Source organism: Emergencia sp. (assembly GCF_048465375.1).
Lineage (GTDB): Bacteria > Bacillota > Clostridia > Peptostreptococcales > Anaerovoracaceae > Senimuribacter.
Genome location: NZ_DBFWLQ010000008.1, coordinates 309,229 through 326,603, shown reverse-complemented (window position 1 = coordinate 326,603; position 17,375 = coordinate 309,229). Strand labels below are relative to the sequence as shown.

General features: G+C 38.5%; 16 protein-coding genes. 10 read left to right on the top strand and 6 right to left on the bottom strand.

Annotated features, from left to right (window positions below; all coding sequences use genetic code 11):
- Nucleotides 1–2: 2 nt before the first annotated feature.
- From ACMQ5W_RS07800 to rpmH, 4 genes are read right to left on the bottom strand one after another with little or no spacing between them, the layout of a single operon-like run.
- Complete coding sequence (locus tag ACMQ5W_RS07800; protein WP_148490434.1) at nucleotides 3–698, bottom strand: YidC/Oxa1 family membrane protein insertase; 696 nt, start codon at nucleotides 696–698, stop codon at nucleotides 3–5.
- A gap of 13 nt (nucleotides 699–711) precedes the next feature.
- Entirely contained in the window at nucleotides 712–942 is a 231-nt protein-coding gene (gene yidD, locus ACMQ5W_RS07795; RefSeq protein WP_148490435.1) for a membrane protein insertion efficiency factor YidD, read from the bottom strand.
- On the bottom strand, nucleotides 942–1,280 hold the full coding sequence (gene rnpA, locus ACMQ5W_RS07790; RefSeq protein ID WP_148490436.1) for a ribonuclease P protein component: 339 nt from the start codon (nucleotides 1,278–1,280) through the stop codon (nucleotides 942–944). The genes yidD and rnpA overlap by 1 nt, the downstream gene beginning before the upstream one ends.
- 6 nt (nucleotides 1,281–1,286) lie before the next feature.
- The gene (gene rpmH / locus ACMQ5W_RS07785; protein WP_067533743.1) at nucleotides 1,287–1,421 is read right to left on the bottom strand and encodes a 50S ribosomal protein L34; all 135 of its coding nucleotides are present in this window, start codon (nucleotides 1,419–1,421) and stop codon (nucleotides 1,287–1,289) included.
- A gap of 282 nt (nucleotides 1,422–1,703) precedes the next feature.
- Between rpmH and dnaA the strand changes: the two genes are divergently transcribed.
- The 8 genes from dnaA to ACMQ5W_RS07745 all read left to right on the top strand — a co-directional run bounded on the left by dnaA (nucleotide 1,704) and on the right by ACMQ5W_RS07745 (nucleotide 11,805).
- Complete coding sequence (gene dnaA, locus ACMQ5W_RS07780; protein WP_419024684.1) at nucleotides 1,704–3,056, top strand: chromosomal replication initiator protein DnaA; 1,353 nt, start codon at nucleotides 1,704–1,706, stop codon at nucleotides 3,054–3,056.
- Between the two features lie 143 nt (nucleotides 3,057–3,199).
- Nucleotides 3,200–4,312 carry a DNA polymerase III subunit beta gene (gene dnaN / locus ACMQ5W_RS07775; RefSeq protein WP_419024683.1) on the top strand — a complete coding sequence of 371 codons (1,113 nt, stop codon included), beginning with the start codon at nucleotides 3,200–3,202 and terminating at the stop codon, nucleotides 4,310–4,312.
- A gap of 1 nt (nucleotide 4,313) precedes the next feature.
- Nucleotides 4,314–5,420 carry a DNA replication/repair protein RecF gene (recF, locus tag ACMQ5W_RS07770; protein WP_148490439.1) on the top strand — a complete coding sequence of 369 codons (1,107 nt, stop codon included), beginning with the start codon at nucleotides 4,314–4,316 and terminating at the stop codon, nucleotides 5,418–5,420.
- A 184-nt stretch (nucleotides 5,421–5,604) separates the two neighbouring features.
- Nucleotides 5,605–7,536 carry a DNA topoisomerase (ATP-hydrolyzing) subunit B gene (gyrB, locus tag ACMQ5W_RS07765; RefSeq protein WP_148490440.1) on the top strand — a complete coding sequence of 644 codons (1,932 nt, stop codon included), beginning with the start codon at nucleotides 5,605–5,607 and terminating at the stop codon, nucleotides 7,534–7,536.
- 17 nt (nucleotides 7,537–7,553) lie between these two features.
- Entirely contained in the window at nucleotides 7,554–10,064 is a 2,511-nt protein-coding gene (gene gyrA, locus ACMQ5W_RS07760) for a DNA gyrase subunit A (protein ID WP_419024682.1), read from the top strand.
- 168 nt (nucleotides 10,065–10,232) lie between these two features.
- Nucleotides 10,233–10,631, top strand: coding sequence for an ATP-binding protein (locus ACMQ5W_RS07755; RefSeq protein ID WP_148490442.1), 399 nt, complete (start codon nucleotides 10,233–10,235; stop codon nucleotides 10,629–10,631).
- Nucleotides 10,628–11,362 carry a SigB/SigF/SigG family RNA polymerase sigma factor gene (locus ACMQ5W_RS07750; protein ID WP_148490443.1) on the top strand — a complete coding sequence of 245 codons (735 nt, stop codon included), beginning with the start codon at nucleotides 10,628–10,630 and terminating at the stop codon, nucleotides 11,360–11,362. Before ACMQ5W_RS07755 ends, ACMQ5W_RS07750 begins: the two co-directional genes overlap by 4 nt.
- Complete coding sequence (locus tag ACMQ5W_RS07745) at nucleotides 11,362–11,805, top strand: C-GCAxxG-C-C family protein (protein WP_419024681.1); 444 nt, start codon at nucleotides 11,362–11,364, stop codon at nucleotides 11,803–11,805. The genes ACMQ5W_RS07750 and ACMQ5W_RS07745 overlap by 1 nt, the downstream gene beginning before the upstream one ends.
- On the opposite strand, the gene ACMQ5W_RS07740 is transcribed toward ACMQ5W_RS07745, so the two are convergent.
- Both ACMQ5W_RS07740 and ACMQ5W_RS07735 read right to left on the bottom strand, forming a co-directional pair.
- Entirely contained in the window at nucleotides 11,795–13,147 is a 1,353-nt protein-coding gene (locus tag ACMQ5W_RS07740; RefSeq protein WP_419024680.1) for a sensor histidine kinase, read from the bottom strand. The genes ACMQ5W_RS07745 and ACMQ5W_RS07740 overlap by 11 nt on opposite strands.
- A 3-nt stretch (nucleotides 13,148–13,150) precedes the next feature.
- Entirely contained in the window at nucleotides 13,151–13,831 is a 681-nt protein-coding gene (locus ACMQ5W_RS07735) for a response regulator transcription factor (protein ID WP_419024679.1), read from the bottom strand.
- 178 nt (nucleotides 13,832–14,009) lie between these two features.
- On the opposite strand from ACMQ5W_RS07735, the gene ACMQ5W_RS07730 reads away from it, so the two are divergent.
- Nucleotides 14,010–16,037 (top strand): alpha/beta hydrolase family protein, encoded by a 2,028-nt coding sequence (locus ACMQ5W_RS07730; protein ID WP_419024678.1) that lies wholly within the window; start codon nucleotides 14,010–14,012, stop codon nucleotides 16,035–16,037.
- Nucleotides 16,034–17,326, top strand: coding sequence for an MFS transporter (locus ACMQ5W_RS07725; RefSeq protein WP_148490447.1), 1,293 nt, complete (start codon nucleotides 16,034–16,036; stop codon nucleotides 17,324–17,326). The genes ACMQ5W_RS07730 and ACMQ5W_RS07725 overlap by 4 nt, the downstream gene beginning before the upstream one ends.
- Nucleotides 17,327–17,375: the final 49 nt, after the last annotated feature.

Sequence of the window (17,375 nt, the reverse complement as noted above, 5' to 3'; positions counted from 1 at the left end):
TCTTACTTTTTCTTCTTTTTTGCTGGCTTATTCTTCTCTTTCAGAGCTTTTCTGATTTGATTAAAACGCAAATTAAAGAAAATCTGCATGAACTGGCCTATGAACCAATAGATTGCCAAACCGGATGGATATGTTCTTGCAAGCCATACAATCATGATCGGGAGGAAATATTGCATCATCTTCATCATGAAGTTTCCAGACTGTGCATTCGGATTTGTCTGTTGACTCAACCAGCTAGAGAAGAACGTTGCAACTCCTGCCAAAATAGGTAAAACCCATAAGTCCGGCTGACTCAAATCTTGAATCCATAAAAACCCTTCGTGAATTGCAAAGTACATCGTTTCGGAAGAAACATATGTCATCGGATTTCTTAGTAATCCAAACAAACCCATGATAACGATCATCTGCACAATCATCGGCAGACATCCTCCCATCGGGTTATATCCTTCTTCCTTATACAGTTCAGCCATCTTTTCGTTAAGCTTTTCTTTATCGTTTGCGTATTTCCTTTGAAGTTCCTGCATTCTCGGCTGCATATCAGACATACCGGCTGTAGACATGATTGACTTTTTGTAAACTGGATACAACGCAAATTTTACAATTACAGTCAAAATCACCAGCGTAATACCGTAGTTTCCTACTATGCTGTACAGCTGAGTCATCAGCCAACCCAAAGGTTTAGCTATTATTCCAAACATTAATTTTCCTCCGTCATTTCAAAGGATCATAACCGCCAGGGTTCCCTGGGTGACACTTCAAAATTCGTTTTATTCCTAAGTAACTACCTTTGAACACTCCATACTTTTGCAGAGCCTGAATAAAGTAAGTGGAGCAGGTAGGATAAAACCTACAGGTAGGTGGAAATAAGGGTGAAATACAGCGTTGATATACCTTAATCAGGAAAATCATTATATTCTTCAAGAATTTACTGATATATTTCATTATTTCTTAGTTACCCCGGTTCTTCTAAGAGCGGATTCCAAAGATCGTTTGACCTCTGCGCACTTAGCATTGGCAATAGTATTTCTGGCAATGAAAATAAAATCATAGCCTTGTGGAAGTTTCATCTCCGTAAGTCTGTAACTCTCTTTCATCAATCTTCTCGCTCTATTCCGTTTGACACTATTGCCGACTTTTTTGCTCGCTAAAAAAGCCATTCTGTTATAGGGAAGATTGTTTTTTCTGAAAAACAGAACAACGAACCTGTCACCTATGGATTTTCCCCTATTGTATATAGTGGTAAAATCTTTTTTTCGTCTTAGTACATTTTTTCTAAGCATCACAAATTAAGCAGATAATCTTTTTCTGCCTTTTGTTCTTCTTCTCTTAAGAACGTTTCTGCCATTCTTAGAGCTCATTCTTTTTCTAAAGCCGTGCTCTTTCATTCTCTGTCTTTTCTTTGGCTGATAAGTCTGTTTCATTATCTTTTACCTCCTCAATGTAAATTTGCTGCATAATCTAAATTTCAATCTATGCACACATGTCTTACCATTATACTTTTAATGACTTTGCTTGTCAACATTTTTGTCTTTTTTTGTTCTAAATTTAAGACAAAAAAACATTTATGAAAGATATGCACAAAGTTATCCACATTACATGGATAACTTTGAGGAAAATTTATTTTTCAGCCTTTTAAATTAATACTTGTATATGGATAACTTATTATGTACAATGTGATTATAACAAAAAGATGAAGGTGAAGTATGAAAAACATTCAAGAGATTTGGAATCAAGTTTTAAAAATAATTGAAGAAAATACGACCTCAATTAGTTATAATACCTGGTTTAAGCCGATTAAAGTTAATAGTATAGATAATAATGTGAAAATTGCCTACTTGGAATCTGAAGAAGACTTCATCATAAAAGTTTTAAAAGACAGATATCTACAGTTGATCGAGTCCAGCTTTAAAACTGTAACAGGAGAGGATTATCGCGTTGTCATCAAAAACAGTGAGGATTATGATCAGGTAAAAGAAGAACAATCTGAATCCAATCAACCGGTGTTAATGGACCCCAAACTTCGTAAGCAAAAAATATTTAATCCCAGATATACTTTTGACAATTTTGTCGTCGGAAACAGTAACAAATATGCGCATGCTGCATCCCTTGCTGTTGCCGAATCTCCTTCAGAAGCCTACAACCCTCTCTTTATTTACGGTGGTTCCGGTTTAGGAAAAACACACCTGATGAACGCAATTGGGATTTACTTATTAGAAAACAATGAAAATCTCAACGTATTATATGTATCATCTGAGATGTTCACCAATGAGTTTATTAAAGCACTGGGAGAGAATAAGACCAGAGAATTTAAAAATAAATACAGAAAAGTCGACGTTCTCTTGATAGACGATATTCAGTTCTTAGAAGGTAAAGACACCATGCAGGAAGAATTCTTCCACACCTTTAATTCACTTTATGATCTCAATAAACAGATTGTTATTTCAAGTGACAGAGCGCCTAATAAGCTAGTAAAACTGGAAGAGAGACTCAGATCCAGGTTTATGTGGAACCTGATTGCCGACCTGCAGCCCGCAGATTACGAAACAAGAGTAGCAATTTTAATGAAAAAAGCAGAAAATGCCAATATAGAAATCGACGACGACTTGTATGAGGTCATCTGCTTAATTGCTGAAAAAATTAAGGACAACATCAGAGAATTAGAAGGCGCTTTTAACAGAATCGTCAGCTTCTCCACTTTGATGGACGAGAAAATAGACAAGGTCTTTGCAAAACGAATTCTCAAAGACATCATTCAAAACAGTGGAACTTCAGCAACTCCTGAGAAAATAAAGACCATCGTCAGCCGGTATTTTAATATTAAAGTATCAGATATGGAAAGTTCCAAACGTACCAACAGTATTGCTTTTCCTAGACAAATTGCCATGTTTCTCTGCAGAGACATGACAGATTATTCTCTTCCTAAGATAGGGAACCTCTTTGGCGGAAGGCATTATACGACGGTCATGCACGCTTGTGAAAAGATCCAAGCAGAGATACATAACAATGATTCAGTAAAAGAAGTAATAGAAAACCTAAAGAAGGAAATTTCTGAATAAAAATCAAAAGTTATCCACATAAAATCAACAGTAACTTTTAATGAAATAGCAAGGGGTTCAAAAGTTATCCACAGATTCAACAGCCCCTACTACTATTACTACTAAATTCTTATAAGAAAAAGATGGCATTTTGGAGGTTAAAAATGAAATTTGAATGCAACCAGCAACTATTAACGAAAGCCTTAAATATAGTTTCAAAAGCTGTTACATCGAGAACCACGATTCCTATTTTAAAAGGAATTCTTCTTGAAGTCTCAGAAGACGGAAAATTGAAGATGTCAGCATCTGATTTAGACATCACCATAGAGGAAACTGTAGAGATCGAGTCAGGTATCAGTGGATCTATTGTCGTACAATCAAAATTATTTGGCGATATTATAAGAAAGCTTCCAAACGCGACTATCTCTGTAGAATTGGTCGACACAAATGTGGTCATCAAATGTATGAATTCTGAATTCAGTATCATCGGTCTGTCAGCTGATGAATTTCCTAGCATCAAAAATATAGAAGAAAACCAAGAGTATATTACCTTTGATAAGACCATTTTAAAAGAAATGATCAGAAAGACTTCTTTTGCTGCCAGCGTGGATGAATCAAAGGGTGTCATTACAGGTATTTTGATTGAACTTCTAAATGATGCGATCAACATGGTCGCTATCGATGGATATAGAATGGCTATCACTCGAGAAGCGATGGTAAATCTCGAAGAGAAAAATGTCATCATATCTGCCAAAATTATGAACGAAATCAGTAAAATCTTGAGTGAAGCTTCTGAAGAAGAAAACGTAAATCTTCTATTAAATGATAAAAAAGCGATTTTCATCATTGGTAACGTCAAAGTCGTTTTGAGACTTTTGGACGGCGAATTTATCAAATATAAAGATGTACTTCCAAAAGATAACAAAATCAAGGTTAAGGTCAATAGAAATGATCTGATGGAAAGTATTGAAAGAGCATCCCTTCTTTCAAAAGAAGGAAAGAACAATCTGATTAAATTTGCTATCAAAGATACGATTGTAACAATTACTTCTAAATCAGAAGAAGGTAACGTCAGAGAAGAAGTGATCATCAATAAAGAAGGCGAAGATCTGGATATTGGTTTCAATGCAAAATATGTTTTAGATGTATTAAAATCTATAGACGATGAAGATATCTATATGTTCTTTAATACCAGCATCACGCCGTGCCTGGTAGAGCCGGTCAATGGTGACTCCTTTGAGTATCTGATACTGCCAGTTAGAATTACAAATAATTAATATGTATATCAAAGATATCGAACTGACAAATTTTCGAAATTATGACGATCTGAAAACAGACTTTAGCCAGAACGTCAATTTAATATTGGGTAATAATGCTCAGGGGAAGACGAATCTGCTAGAAGGCATCTATCTGACTTCCATAGGAAGGTCTTTCCGAACGAATAAAGATAGTGAGCTGGTTCATTTTCAGAAAAATGCAGCGAGAATCAAAGTTAATGCTGAGAAATCCTATTTTGATACTTCTGTAGAGATCATAATCAAAAAGGATGCAAAAAAATCAATCAAAAAGGACGGCGCTACGATTAAAAAGACCTCTGAGCTGCTTGAAAATATTTTAATTGTTATCTTCTCTCCGGAAGACTTAAAGATTGTGAAGGACGAACCAGAAAAAAGAAGAAAATTTATCGATCGAGAACTCTGTCAGATACAGCCTCTTTACTATGACAGTCTCAGCAATTACAAAAAAACGCTAGTGCAGAGGAACACCTATCTAAAAGAAGAATCCATCGACAGCAGTATTTTAGATCTTTGGGATGTACAGTTGGCCAGATATGGAGCGAGAATCATCAATATCAGAGAACAATTTGTGAAGAAAATCAGCGGTTACAGTGGAAAGATTCATACCAGTATTACCAACGGAAAAGAAAGTCTGTTTTTGGAATATAACCCTAATATAGATTTAAAAGACGATTTAGAAGAACAGGAAGGTTACTTCTACGATGAAATTAAAAAAGCATTTAAAAATGATCTGAAGCAGAGGACCACAACCAAAGGACCTCATAAAGATGACATTTCTTTTTATGTCAACGGAATCAATATGCGCAGCTTTGGCTCTCAGGGTCAGCAGCGTACCTGTGCCCTATCTCTCAAATTAGCAGAACTGAATCTGATTAAAGAAGAAACAGAAGAAGATGCAATTCTATTACTCGACGATGTTATGAGCGAGCTGGATATTGAGAGACAGAAGTACCTGATTAAAACCCTGAAAGAAAATCAGCTTTTTATCACGACGACGGATATTGATAAAAATTTGATGGACTCCTTTCCAGATGCAAAAAAAATCTACATTGAAGGCGGCAGAATAAAGGAACATAAAACCTATTAAAAATTACGACATATATCGACGTTTTTTAATAGGTTTTTTAGTGCTTATTTTTTGATTTTACGGATTTTAAAGCAGGTGAAAGGGAAAAAACACAAAATGTACGTATTTTCTTGTCAAATCGGATATTTTGTTGTATACTAATACAGTATGTAAAAATGAAAATAGATACGAAGGTGGGTGTAAAATGAGTACAGAAGAAAAAAATAATAATCAGTATGATGCCGCCCAAATACAAGTACTGGAAGGTCTGGAAGCAGTAAGAAAAAGACCTGGTATGTATATAGGAAGTACAGGTCCGAGAGGATTGCATCATTTAGTTTATGAAGTTGTAGATAACAGTGTCGACGAAGCGTTGGCTGGTTATTGTAAAAAAATAGATGTTACAATTCAAAAAGATAATTCCATCATGGTAGAAGACGACGGAAGAGGTATGCCAGTCGATAACCACCCGAAACTAGGTATACCAGCTGTCGAAGTTATTCATACCGTTCTCCATGCGGGAGGAAAATTCGGCGGAGGAGGATATAAGGTATCTGGAGGTCTGCACGGTGTAGGCGCATCTGTCGTAAATGCCCTCTCCACGAAGATGGAAGTAGAAATTAAAAGAAACGGCAAAATTTATAAGCAGGAGTATCAGCGTGGTAAGACTGTAATGCCTCTGACAGAAGTGGGAGAATCAAAAAAGACTGGTTCCAAGAGTATTTTCTGGCCTGATCCGGAAATATTCCAGGAGTCTGTGGAATTTGATTATGAAACCCTTCAGCATAGATTGAGAGAGATGGCATTTCTGAACAAAGGAATCAAAATTACTCTCACTGATGAAAGAGACGGGAAAAAGAAAAAAGACGTCTTCCATTTTGAAGGAGGATTGAAGGAATTTGTAAAGTTCCTAAATAACAATAAAGACCCTCTCCACGAAGAAGCGATTTATTTTGAAATCAACAAAAAAGATATGGAACTTGAAGTTGCCATGCAGTATACAGATCGGTATAATGAGTTGATCTTATCCTATGCCAACAATATCAGTACCACTGAAGGCGGTACCCATATGGCTGGTTTCAAGTCTGCACTCACCAGAGTATTTAATGATTATGCAAAAAAAAGCAAAATATTGAAAGAAAATGACGATTCTCTTGCAGGTGAAGATGTAAGGGAAGGTTTGACTGCCGTTATTTCTGTAAAATTGACAGAACCTCAGTTTGAAGGACAGACGAAGACAAAGCTGGGAAATACAGAAATGAGAGGTTTTGTTGAAACTTCAACAAGTGAAAATCTGATGGCTTTCTTAGAGGAACATCCTAATGAGGCCAGAGTGATCGTAGATAAATGTCTGAAAGCATCGAGGGCCAGAGAAGCTGCCAGAAAAGCAAGAGAACTGACGAGAAGAAAAAGCGCACTGGACAGCATCGCCCTGCCGGGCAAATTGGCTGACTGCTCCGAAAAAGATCCTGCCAAGTCAGAAATCTTCCTGGTAGAGGGTGACTCCGCTGGTGGAAGTGCAAAGAGTGGCAGAGACAGAATGAGACAGGCTATTTTGCCGCTGCGAGGAAAGATCCTTAACGTTGAAAAAGCTAGATTGGATAGAATTCTTAACTCGGATGAAATCAAAAATATGATTACTGCTTTCGGCTGCGGAATCGGCAATGAATTTGATGAGACGAAACTGAGATATCACAAGATTATCATCATGACCGATGCTGACGTCGATGGCGCCCACATCAGAACCTTGCTTTTGACCTTTTTCTTCAGGTACATGACACCGCTGATCGAGGGTGGTTATGTATACGCAGCCAAACCTCCTCTCTTCATGACAAAAAGAAACAAAGAAGTCTATTATACCTATAAGGAAGAAGAACAGGATAGGCTCTTGGAAAATCTGAAAAATGACGGCAAAGCTGGAAAAGTAGATATTCAGAGATATAAGGGTCTGGGCGAGATGGACGCAGAACAGCTCTGGGAGACTACTATGGATTATAATAACAGAACATTGATTCAGATTACATTAGATGATGCAGCAGCTGCAGATGAGATTTTTACCATCTTGATGGGAGATAAAGTTCCACCGAGAAAGAAATTCATCGAAGATCATGCAGAAGATGCTGAAATCGACATTTAAGGAAGGAGGGCGAGAAATTGAGTACATTATTAGAAGATACGAAATTAGAACAACACGAGATATCTAAGGAAATGCAGAAGTCTTATATCGACTATTCCATGAGCGTTATCGTCGGACGTGCCCTTCCTGATGTCAGAGACGGCATGAAGCCGGTTCATAGGAGAATTCTATACGGCATGCACCAACTAGGCGTGACACCGGAAAAACCACATAAAAAATCCGCGCGTATTGTCGGTGAAGTCATGGGTAAATATCACCCTCACGGAGATAGTTCCATTTACGATGCCATGGTCAGAATGGCACAGGATTTTTCAACTAGATATATGCTGGTAGACGGACACGGCAACTTCGGTTCCGTCGATGGAGACGGCGCGGCAGCTATGCGTTATACGGAAGCGAAGATGACGCCGTTTTCACTGCAGATGATCCGAGATATCGAAAAAGATACGATAGATTTTAAAGATAATTTTGACGGAGAAGAAAAAGAACCGGTGGTTCTGCCGAGCAGATACCCAAACCTCTTGGTAAACGGATCCAATGGTATCGCCGTCGGAATGGCGACGTCTATTCCGCCTCACAATTTAGGTGAGGTTATTGATGCGACAGTCAAGTTAATTGACGATGAAGAAGCCACTGTCGAAGACCTGATGAAAATAGTCAAAGGTCCAGACTTCCCGACTGGCGCAACGATTTTAGGCAAAAACGGAATCAGAGAGGCTTATAGAACGGGAATCGGCAAAGTCAAAGTCAGATCCTGTTGTGAGATTGAAGAAACCGACAGAGGCAGATCGCAGATCATCGTTACTGAGATTCCTTATCAGGTGAACAAAGCCAGACTCATCGAAAAGATGGCGGAGTTGGTAAAAGATAAAAGAGTGGAAGGTATTTCAGCGATTCGTGATGAATCCAGCCGTAAAGGAATGCGTATCGTCATCGAGCTTAAGAGAGATGCCAACCCGCAGATTACTCTGAATCGATTGTACAAGCATACCCAGCTGCAGGACAGTTACAGCATGATCATGATTGCGCTGGTTAACGACAAGCCAAAGGTACTCAATCTATACGAAATTCTGGACGAATATCTGAAGTTCCAGAAAGAAGTCGTTACCAGAAGAACCCAGTTCGACTTGAAAAAAGCCGAAGCGAGAGCGCATATCTTAGAAGGTCTGCTGATTGCCCTCGATAATATCGATGAAATCATCAAGATTATCAGAAGTGCATATAATGACGCAAAAGAAAAGCTGATGGAACGATTTGGCCTTTCAGAAATTCAGGCTCAGGCAATCCTCGATATGAGACTTGCCAGACTGCAGGGATTGGAACGAGAGAAAATCGACAAGGAATATGCCGAATTGATGGAAAAGATTGCTTACTACAATTCCCTTCTTGCTGATGAAAAGCTTTTGATGGGCGTCATCAAAGATGAACTTCTCGAAATCAGAGAAAAATATGCTGACAGCAGGAGAACCAAATTAGTGGCAGATGTAGATGAATTTGACGATGAGGATCTTGTTGAAGAAGAAAAAGTAGCGATTACTTTGACGCATCTGGGATACATCAAAAGAGTACCAGCTGATACCTATAAAGCACAGAAGCGTGGCGGTAAAGGAATTACAGGTATCACTACAAGAGAAAATGATTTTGTAAAAGATCTGATCATGACATCTACTCACGATCATCTGATGTTCTTTACAAATACAGGTAAAGCTCATAAAATCAAGGCTTTTGAGGTTCCAGAGGCCACGAGGACTGCCAAAGGAACACCGGCAGTCAACTTCCTCAATCTGATGCAGAGAGAGAGAATTACAGCGATTATTCCAGTGCAGGAATTTTCTGATGATAGATATCTCATTGCCGTAACAAAAGACGGTATCATCAAGAAGACACCGCTTTCCCAATTTGATACGCAGAGAAAGACAGGTCTGATTGCAATCAATCTGAAAGAGGATGACCAGTTGATCGGAATTAAAGAAACTTCTGGCACCAACAATGTCATCATCGTAACGAAGCATGGAAAGTGTATCTGTTTCTCTGAAGAAGATGTGAGAAGCATGGGCAGAATTGCCGGCGGCGTCAGAGCCATCAAGCTTGAGAAAGATGATGAAGTCGTTGCCATGGAACTGGTTGAACCGGATCAGGAACTTTTTGTCGTAACTGAAAATGGTTATGGTAAGAGAACTTCCGTCAAGGATTATAAGATTCAAGTCAGAGGCGGCAAAGGTCTTCTGACTTATGATAAGACCAAATTCAAGAAGACTGGCGCTTTGATTGGAGCTATGGTCGTTGACGAAGATGATGAAATTTTGATGATTAACTCAGAAGGTATTATTATAAGAATCAGAGCCGGTGAAGTTTCTAAGCTTGGCAGAGCGACTCAGGGCGTCAAGATTATGAAGGTAGGCGATGATACGAAAATCGTTGCCATGGCCAAAGTCATCAAAGAAGAAGATGACGACGATGAAGACGAAGTGGAAGAAAAGAAAGCCAAGAAACCAGAAAAAAACAGCGATGAACAATTGACCTTGTAATAAAAGAAAAAATGGCGTATTTTTGATAATGCGCCATTTTTAATTGTAAAATATGAGGTATATATAGATATAGTAAATAAAAATGCTTGCAATTTGCATGAAGGAAAGCTATTCTATATAGAGAATGCGAAGCAGGCAGATCAGTTTGTTTTGAAGGAGAGAATTTAAATGGATAATTTGAGATTTACAATACCGGGAAAACCGGAGTATTTGACTATGGTGAGATTGGCTATTGCTTCTATTGCAACGACTGCTGGTTTTGATCTGGACGCGTCTGAGGATATCAAGAATGCTGTTTCAGAAGCATGTAAAAATGTTTCGTGTCATGGATTTGATGGATTTTCAGACAAATACGAAGTAGAATGTAATGTCGATAAATCAAAAATAGAAATTATTGTGAAAGACGATTGCGATGCCCACACTTTGGAGAAGCTTTCGAAACCTTGTCAGAACTGCCCAAAAGAAGGCGATATCGGTATTTATATCATTCAGTCTTTGATGAATGAAGTGGAATTTGGCAAAGGAAAAGACGGACATAAGTCCATTAGAATGGTGAAGAATTTATGATGGAACAAGAATTGTTTATCAAGTATAAAAACAATCCAAGTATAGAGACTAGAAACGAAATCGTGGAAAAACATCTTTATATGGTAGACATTCTGATTAGAAAATATCTCGGCAAAGGTGTAGAATACGACGATCTTTATCAAGTTGGTGCTTTGGCACTGGTTTCAGCTGTCGAGCGATTCGATCCAGACAAGGGATTCGAATTTAGTTCTTTTGCTACCCCGACAATTCTTGGAGAAATCAAGAAATATTTCAGGGATAAGCAATGGAGCCTTAAGGTACCAAGAAGATTGAAAGAAATTGCCGCGAAAGTACAGGAGAGCAAGGATGCTCTCTATACAGAATATCACAGAAAACCATCTGTCGAGGAAATTTCAGAAGCCACAGGTTTCAGTGAAGAGCAGATTATCGAGGCCATGGAAGGTTCCCAGGCCTACGGTACCTACTCTTTGGACAAGACGTTTGACGATATGGGTGAGGATGGAGAGAGCTCTTTTCTTGAGAAGTATACGGGGTTTGACGAAAAGGGCTACGAAAGAATTGAAACATCAGAGATTATAAACAAGGTCATGGATGGATTCAGCGATCAGTATCGTTATATCTTTAAGGAAAGATTTATCTATAACAGGTCGCAGGCTGAAATTGCGAAAAATCTCGGTGTCTCCCAGATGACGGTATCCAGAGCAGAACGAAACATCATCAATCAGTTTAGAGAAGAGCTGCATCGTTAATGAGTAAGAAATTAAAAGCGGCGTCCCTTTTTCGAGAAGGATATAATTGTGCGCAATCTGTGGTACTAGCCTTCGCTGAAGAAATGAATATGGACGAGAAAACTGCGGCGAAGCTGAGTTCTTCTTTTGGAGGCGGTATGGGAAGACTGCGGGAAGTTTGCGGCGCTGTCAGTGGTATGTTCCTCGTTGCAGGAATGATCAAGGGCTATGAATATCCTGATGATGATGAGAGCAAAGCAGAACATTATCGACTGATTCAGAGTTTGGCAGAGGAATTCAAAGCAAAAAATAAGACGATTATATGTCGGGAGCTTTTGGATTTGCAAGAAGGTCCTGATTATTTTATACCCGAAAAAAGGACGGAAAGCTATTACGCTGCCCGCCCCTGTGAAAAGTTTGTTGCTGATGCTGCTGAACTGATAGAATCTTATGTTATAAAGTAATGGTAAATTTACTCCCCTTCCCTATTTCACTTTCAACAGAAACCTTTCCGTTGTGAGCTTCTGCAATCCACTTTACCATAGCAAGGCCAAGACCAAAACTGTTTTCTTCTGATTTTCTAGCTTTATCTACTTTATAGAAGCGATGGAAGATATTTTCCTGGTCTTCTTTTTTTATGCCAATACCGTTGTCTTTTACGATAATTCTAATATGTTCTTCTTTCGACAATGATAATTCTACTTTTGGATTGTCACAGGTATGGCTATATTTAATGGCGTTGGTCAGTAAATTGATAATCATTCTCATAATTAAGGTCTCATCGGCGGTGATTTCTATATTGCTTTCTATATTGCTCGTCAAAAAAACGCCCTTTTCTTCCGCCGACAAGCTAAGTTCATCGATGATGCTGCTACATAAAAGTGATAGATTGAAATTTTCCTTGTCCAATGCTTTTTCTTTGTCTATTGTTCTCGAAACTTGAAGAAGCTGCTGAATCAGAGACATGGTCCTCATACACTGTTTTTGGATGGTTTCTATGGATTCGATATATTCTGCCGTCTGACGGTTTTCCTGCAGGGTATATTCGCACTCTGTCAAGATGACAGAAATCGGCGTTTTCAATTCATGGGAAACGTCAGAAGAAAATTCTTTTTCTGCCTGAAAAGCATTTTCTAATCTTTCAATCATCTGATTCAACGTTTCAGTTAGATAATAGAGTTCATCCTTATTTTCTCCCTGTGGTAGACGTTTGGAAAGATCATTACCACTGTTGATAGAATTGGCTGCATTGGTGATTTTAGCGACGGGTGCAAATGCCCTCTTCGTAATTCGTCTGCCTGCAATGATTGCGACTGCTAGAATTGCGGGCAATATGATAATCATGATTCGCATGATGGACTTGAGCGTGGCAGCAGCATTATCCATATCGTAAATGCCTCTGACCCAGATGCCCTGCCCATTATCATAGGTATTGTATAAATCGTAAACCAGCCAGGTGCTCTCCTCCGCTTCTATTTCCTCATAGTCTCCTTGTGTCAAAGGGGTGGAGGAAGGAAAGTCTCTTGGAACAGCGCCTTTGATCAGTTTTCCATCTTCGCCGTATACTAGCAGGGTTACACCACGATAGTAAGAATCAAAATCGTTATCAATCTCAATAATATTATTTTCATATTCAATTTCATCAAAAGAATTCTGTACCGCTTTCATTACGGTATCTTTTGATACGATGGTTGTCTGTCTGCTGGCAGTGAATAGAAAAACGCCAAAAACCAGAACGGTGATCAGTATCAAAACCAGAGAATAATATAAGGTGACCCTTTTTCTTATAGAACTGTTTTTCATCATAGCTTACTCTTCACTCTTTATGACATAACCTAATCCACGCACTGTTTGGATTAATTTCTGGTCAAACTTCGCATCAATTTTGTTTCGCAGCGTACGGATGTAGACATCTATAATATTGCTGCCGCCTTCATAATCGTAATTCCAGATGTGTTGTTGAATTTTTTCCCTGGAAAGTACGATTTCTTTATTGTGCATTAGATATTCCAGTATTGCATATTCTTTGGCAGTAAGCGTAATTTCATTACCGTCTCTAATTGCTACTTTTTTATCTGTATCCAAGGTCAGCGGCCCTACATTTAAGAAATTATCTACCCTTTCTACCCCGCTTCTTCTGATCAAAACCCTGACTCTGGCTGATAACTCTTCCAGTGAAAAAGGTTTCGTCAGATAATCGTCTGCGCCGCTGTCAAGGCCGGTTACTTTGTCTTCAACGGTGTTTTTTGCCGTTAAAAGAAGAACCGGCGTTTTTAATTTTTTTGATCTTATTTTTTTTAGAATCGTAATTCCATCAATTCCCGGAAGCATGATATCCAAGATAATGGCGTCGTATTCTGTTCCATCTATATAATCAATGGCATCACTTCCATCATAACAAGTATCTATGGTATAACCTTCTGCTTTCAAATGTTTTGCTACAGTCTGGCAAAGTCTCTTTTCGTCTTCTACGATTAATAATTTCATCATCCCACCTCTTTTCTATTATTATCTTAATCATATAGTAAAAAAATTAAATTACAATGAAAATTTATAGAAATTATGAAAAATTGGTACAGGAAACAATTCAAAATTGGTACTTTATAGTTTATTTACTATGCGTTAATGTCTATATAACAAAGAATTTTCTGAATATGGAGGGAACGATATGGCGAAAAGATTAATAGAGTCCGATCATTTTAAAAACTTTATCAATCTAGGAGGATTAAAAAAGCGAAACTCTAAAATTCTCTATACCAAGACAGAAAGCAGCGTTGATAAAAATGACTACTTTACCGATTTATGTATTTTAGATACACAAACTAAAAAGTTTAAAACGCTGACTAATGGAATCGAAGTGGACTTATATAAATGGTATGAGGATGATAAAGTAATTTTTACAGCAATTACTGAGGAATCTGATAAAAATCTTCGGCAAAAACAAATTCCAATTACTGTGTTTTACAGTATGGATGTTGAGACCGGTATAATTGAGAAACTTTTTAATGTAAGTAAAAAAATTATTGAATTCGAGAGAATTTCTGCAGACAAATTTTTTTTCCTCTGCAGTGATACCCTTTGTGATGATCAGTATTTGAAACTTGCTGAAGGAAATTGGGAGAAATTCTCTCAAATCAAAAAGGAAGAGGAAGATTACTTTGTTGCTGAAGAAGTTCCTTTTTGGACCAACTCAGCAGGCTATTGCAATGGGAAAAGGGGAAGGATTTTTCTATATGAGAAGGAATCATTAACACAGATTACACCGGATGACCTACATGTAACTCTGATGAAAGTATATGAAGATGAATATTTGCTTTATTGCGGACTACAGTCTGGAGGCATACAGAGCACTGCAGGAAAGTTATATCGCTACGATATACAAGAAAAAAATACTGTGCCCCTTGATATTACTGAAGAATATATCTATACCTTGATTGAGACAGTTTCTTCTACTGAATTCATTACTTGTAGAAGCGATAGAAAAATCCACGGGGAGTATCAGGATGAATACATAGATTTGATCAATATGAAGGACGGGAGCTGCTTGAGAAAAAATTCATTTGGAGATTATCACATTTACGATAACGTGGTGTGTGACGTGAGTTATCTGAGTAACTGGCTGAACAAGGTCACAAGATGCAGGAACGGTATTTATTTCATTGCTACAGAAATGGAATCATCTAAAGTCTTCTTTTGGGAAGATGAAGCCGCGCTTCCTGTTGCAATCACGAAGGCAAAGGGAAAAGTGATAGACTACGAAATTGTAGGTAATGAAATTTACGTCATTGCTATGAGAGGTTTGGGAGGTACTGAACTTTATAGACAGAGTTTGGAGGACAAAAAAGAAGAGAAGATTACATCCTATAACGCAAACTTGGAAGAGATATATCAGTATGCCCCAGTGGAAAGACTGAATTATACAAATAAAAACCAGATTGAAATTCAAGGGTGGTACTTAAAGCCTGTTCATTTTGAGGAAGGTAAAAAATACCCGGCAATTTTGTTTATACACGGAGGTCCTCAATGTGCCTTTGGTGAAATTTTTAATCACGATATGCAGTTGATGGCGGCGAAGGGTTACGGTGTGCTCTTCTGCAATCCTACGGGTTCTGAAGGAAGAGGCGGTGACTTTGCGGACATCAGAAAGAAATATGGAACGATTGATTATGAGGATTTGATTGGTTTTACCCAATATGCAACAGAGCATCTTCCTTGGATTGATAAGAATCGTCTGGGTGTTACAGGCGGATCTTACGGCGGTATTATGACCAACTGGATTATTGGACATACAAATATGTTCTGTGCGGCTGTTTCTGATAGAGGCGTGTGCAATAACATCAGTGATTTTGGTCTTTCTGATATAGGAGTATCTTTTGGACCGGATACTTTTGAAGCGACACCATGGGAAAATTTTGATTATCTATGGGAAACATCAGCTTTAAAATACGCCCCATACATTAAGACTCCTGTTTTGTTGATCCACGGCATGGAAGATTATCGATGCCCATATGACAGTGCACTGCAGATGCATACGGCATTGACTTATTTTGGAATTCCATCAAAAGTTTTCGCCTTTAAAGGAGAGAACCATGAATTGTGCAGATCTGGACAGCCAAAACACAGAGTCAGGAGGCTGGAAGAAATGGCAAGTTGGTTTGATATATACACTCTGAATGAAGAAAGGATAAAAAAATGAAAAAAACTGATAGAGAAAGAATTGCAAATGCTTCATTGAAAATGAAGTACGTCTGGGTGGCAGTGCTGACAATGACAACTATCGTTTATCTTCTGCCATATACATACAATGATTTTTACAACCACTTTTTGGAGGCCTTTCATATCACTGATGGACAGGCTGGAAAGGTACTCACCTTTTTCGGTCTGACTGCAACGCCAGGTTACTTTATCGGCGGCTGGCTGGCAGATAAGTTTAATCCGAAACGTTTGGTTGTGATATCCACTTTAGGAACTGGTCTGTGCGGATTCTGGCTATCCTTTTGCGAATCATATAGCATGTTGATGGTGATTTATTTCTTATTCGGGATTACAACCACCTGTATGCACTGGGGCGCTTTTCTGAAGATGATCAAGAGCTGGGGAACACCGGAAGAACAGGGAAGATTATTTGGTGTCGAGAATTCTATGTTCGGCGCAGTCGGATTGATAAGCACTTACGTAATTCTAGGTCTCATCACATTCCTATTTAAAGACGCTGGTTTCAGAGGCGGCGTGCAGGTCTATTCAGCAGTAACCCTGATTACGGGAATTGCTACGTGGCTTTACATTCCGTATGATAATGAAGCTAAGGTGGATATGGGAGAGGACAAGATTGACTTCAGAGTAATCGGCAAAGTCATGAAAATGCCGGTTGCCTGGTATTTAGGAGCTTTTACCTGGGGTTATTTTATGGTTCGTTCGACGGTTCCATATCTGAATCCTTTGATGACAGATGTTTACGGAATAGGCATCGCCCTTGCGGCATTCATCACCACGACGCTCAGAAGTGGGATGAACATGATTTTCGGACCGATTGGCGGTTATTTTATAGATAAGGCTGGAAGATCTACACCTGTTGTACTCTTCGGAGGCATTGCGACACTCTGTTTTACTATTCTCATTGTCTTTATACCTAAACGGCCCGACTTATTTATGCTGTTCCTATGTGTAGCTATTTTAGTAACCGTTTCTTCTTATCTGAATTCCAGTGCGCTATATACGCCGGTGACAGAAGCAAGAGTTCCTTTGAAATATGTTGGTACAGTTTTAGGGTTTGCCTCTACACTGGGGTATTCTACAGATGCCTGGATTTATAATGTATGTGGCAGATGGATTGATAATTATGGGGATGTGGCATATAACTACATTTTCATACTGCAGGCTTTTGGTGCAGTGGTTATGATTGCAAGTGGACTTCTTTTAGCAAAATTATATAAAAAAGCGCAGGTTAAAGAAACCAATTCCTTGGGCGCAGCAGAAGAAGCATGATGTACTAGAAGTTGTTAATTTATAACGCTATTCTGATATAACGGAAGAA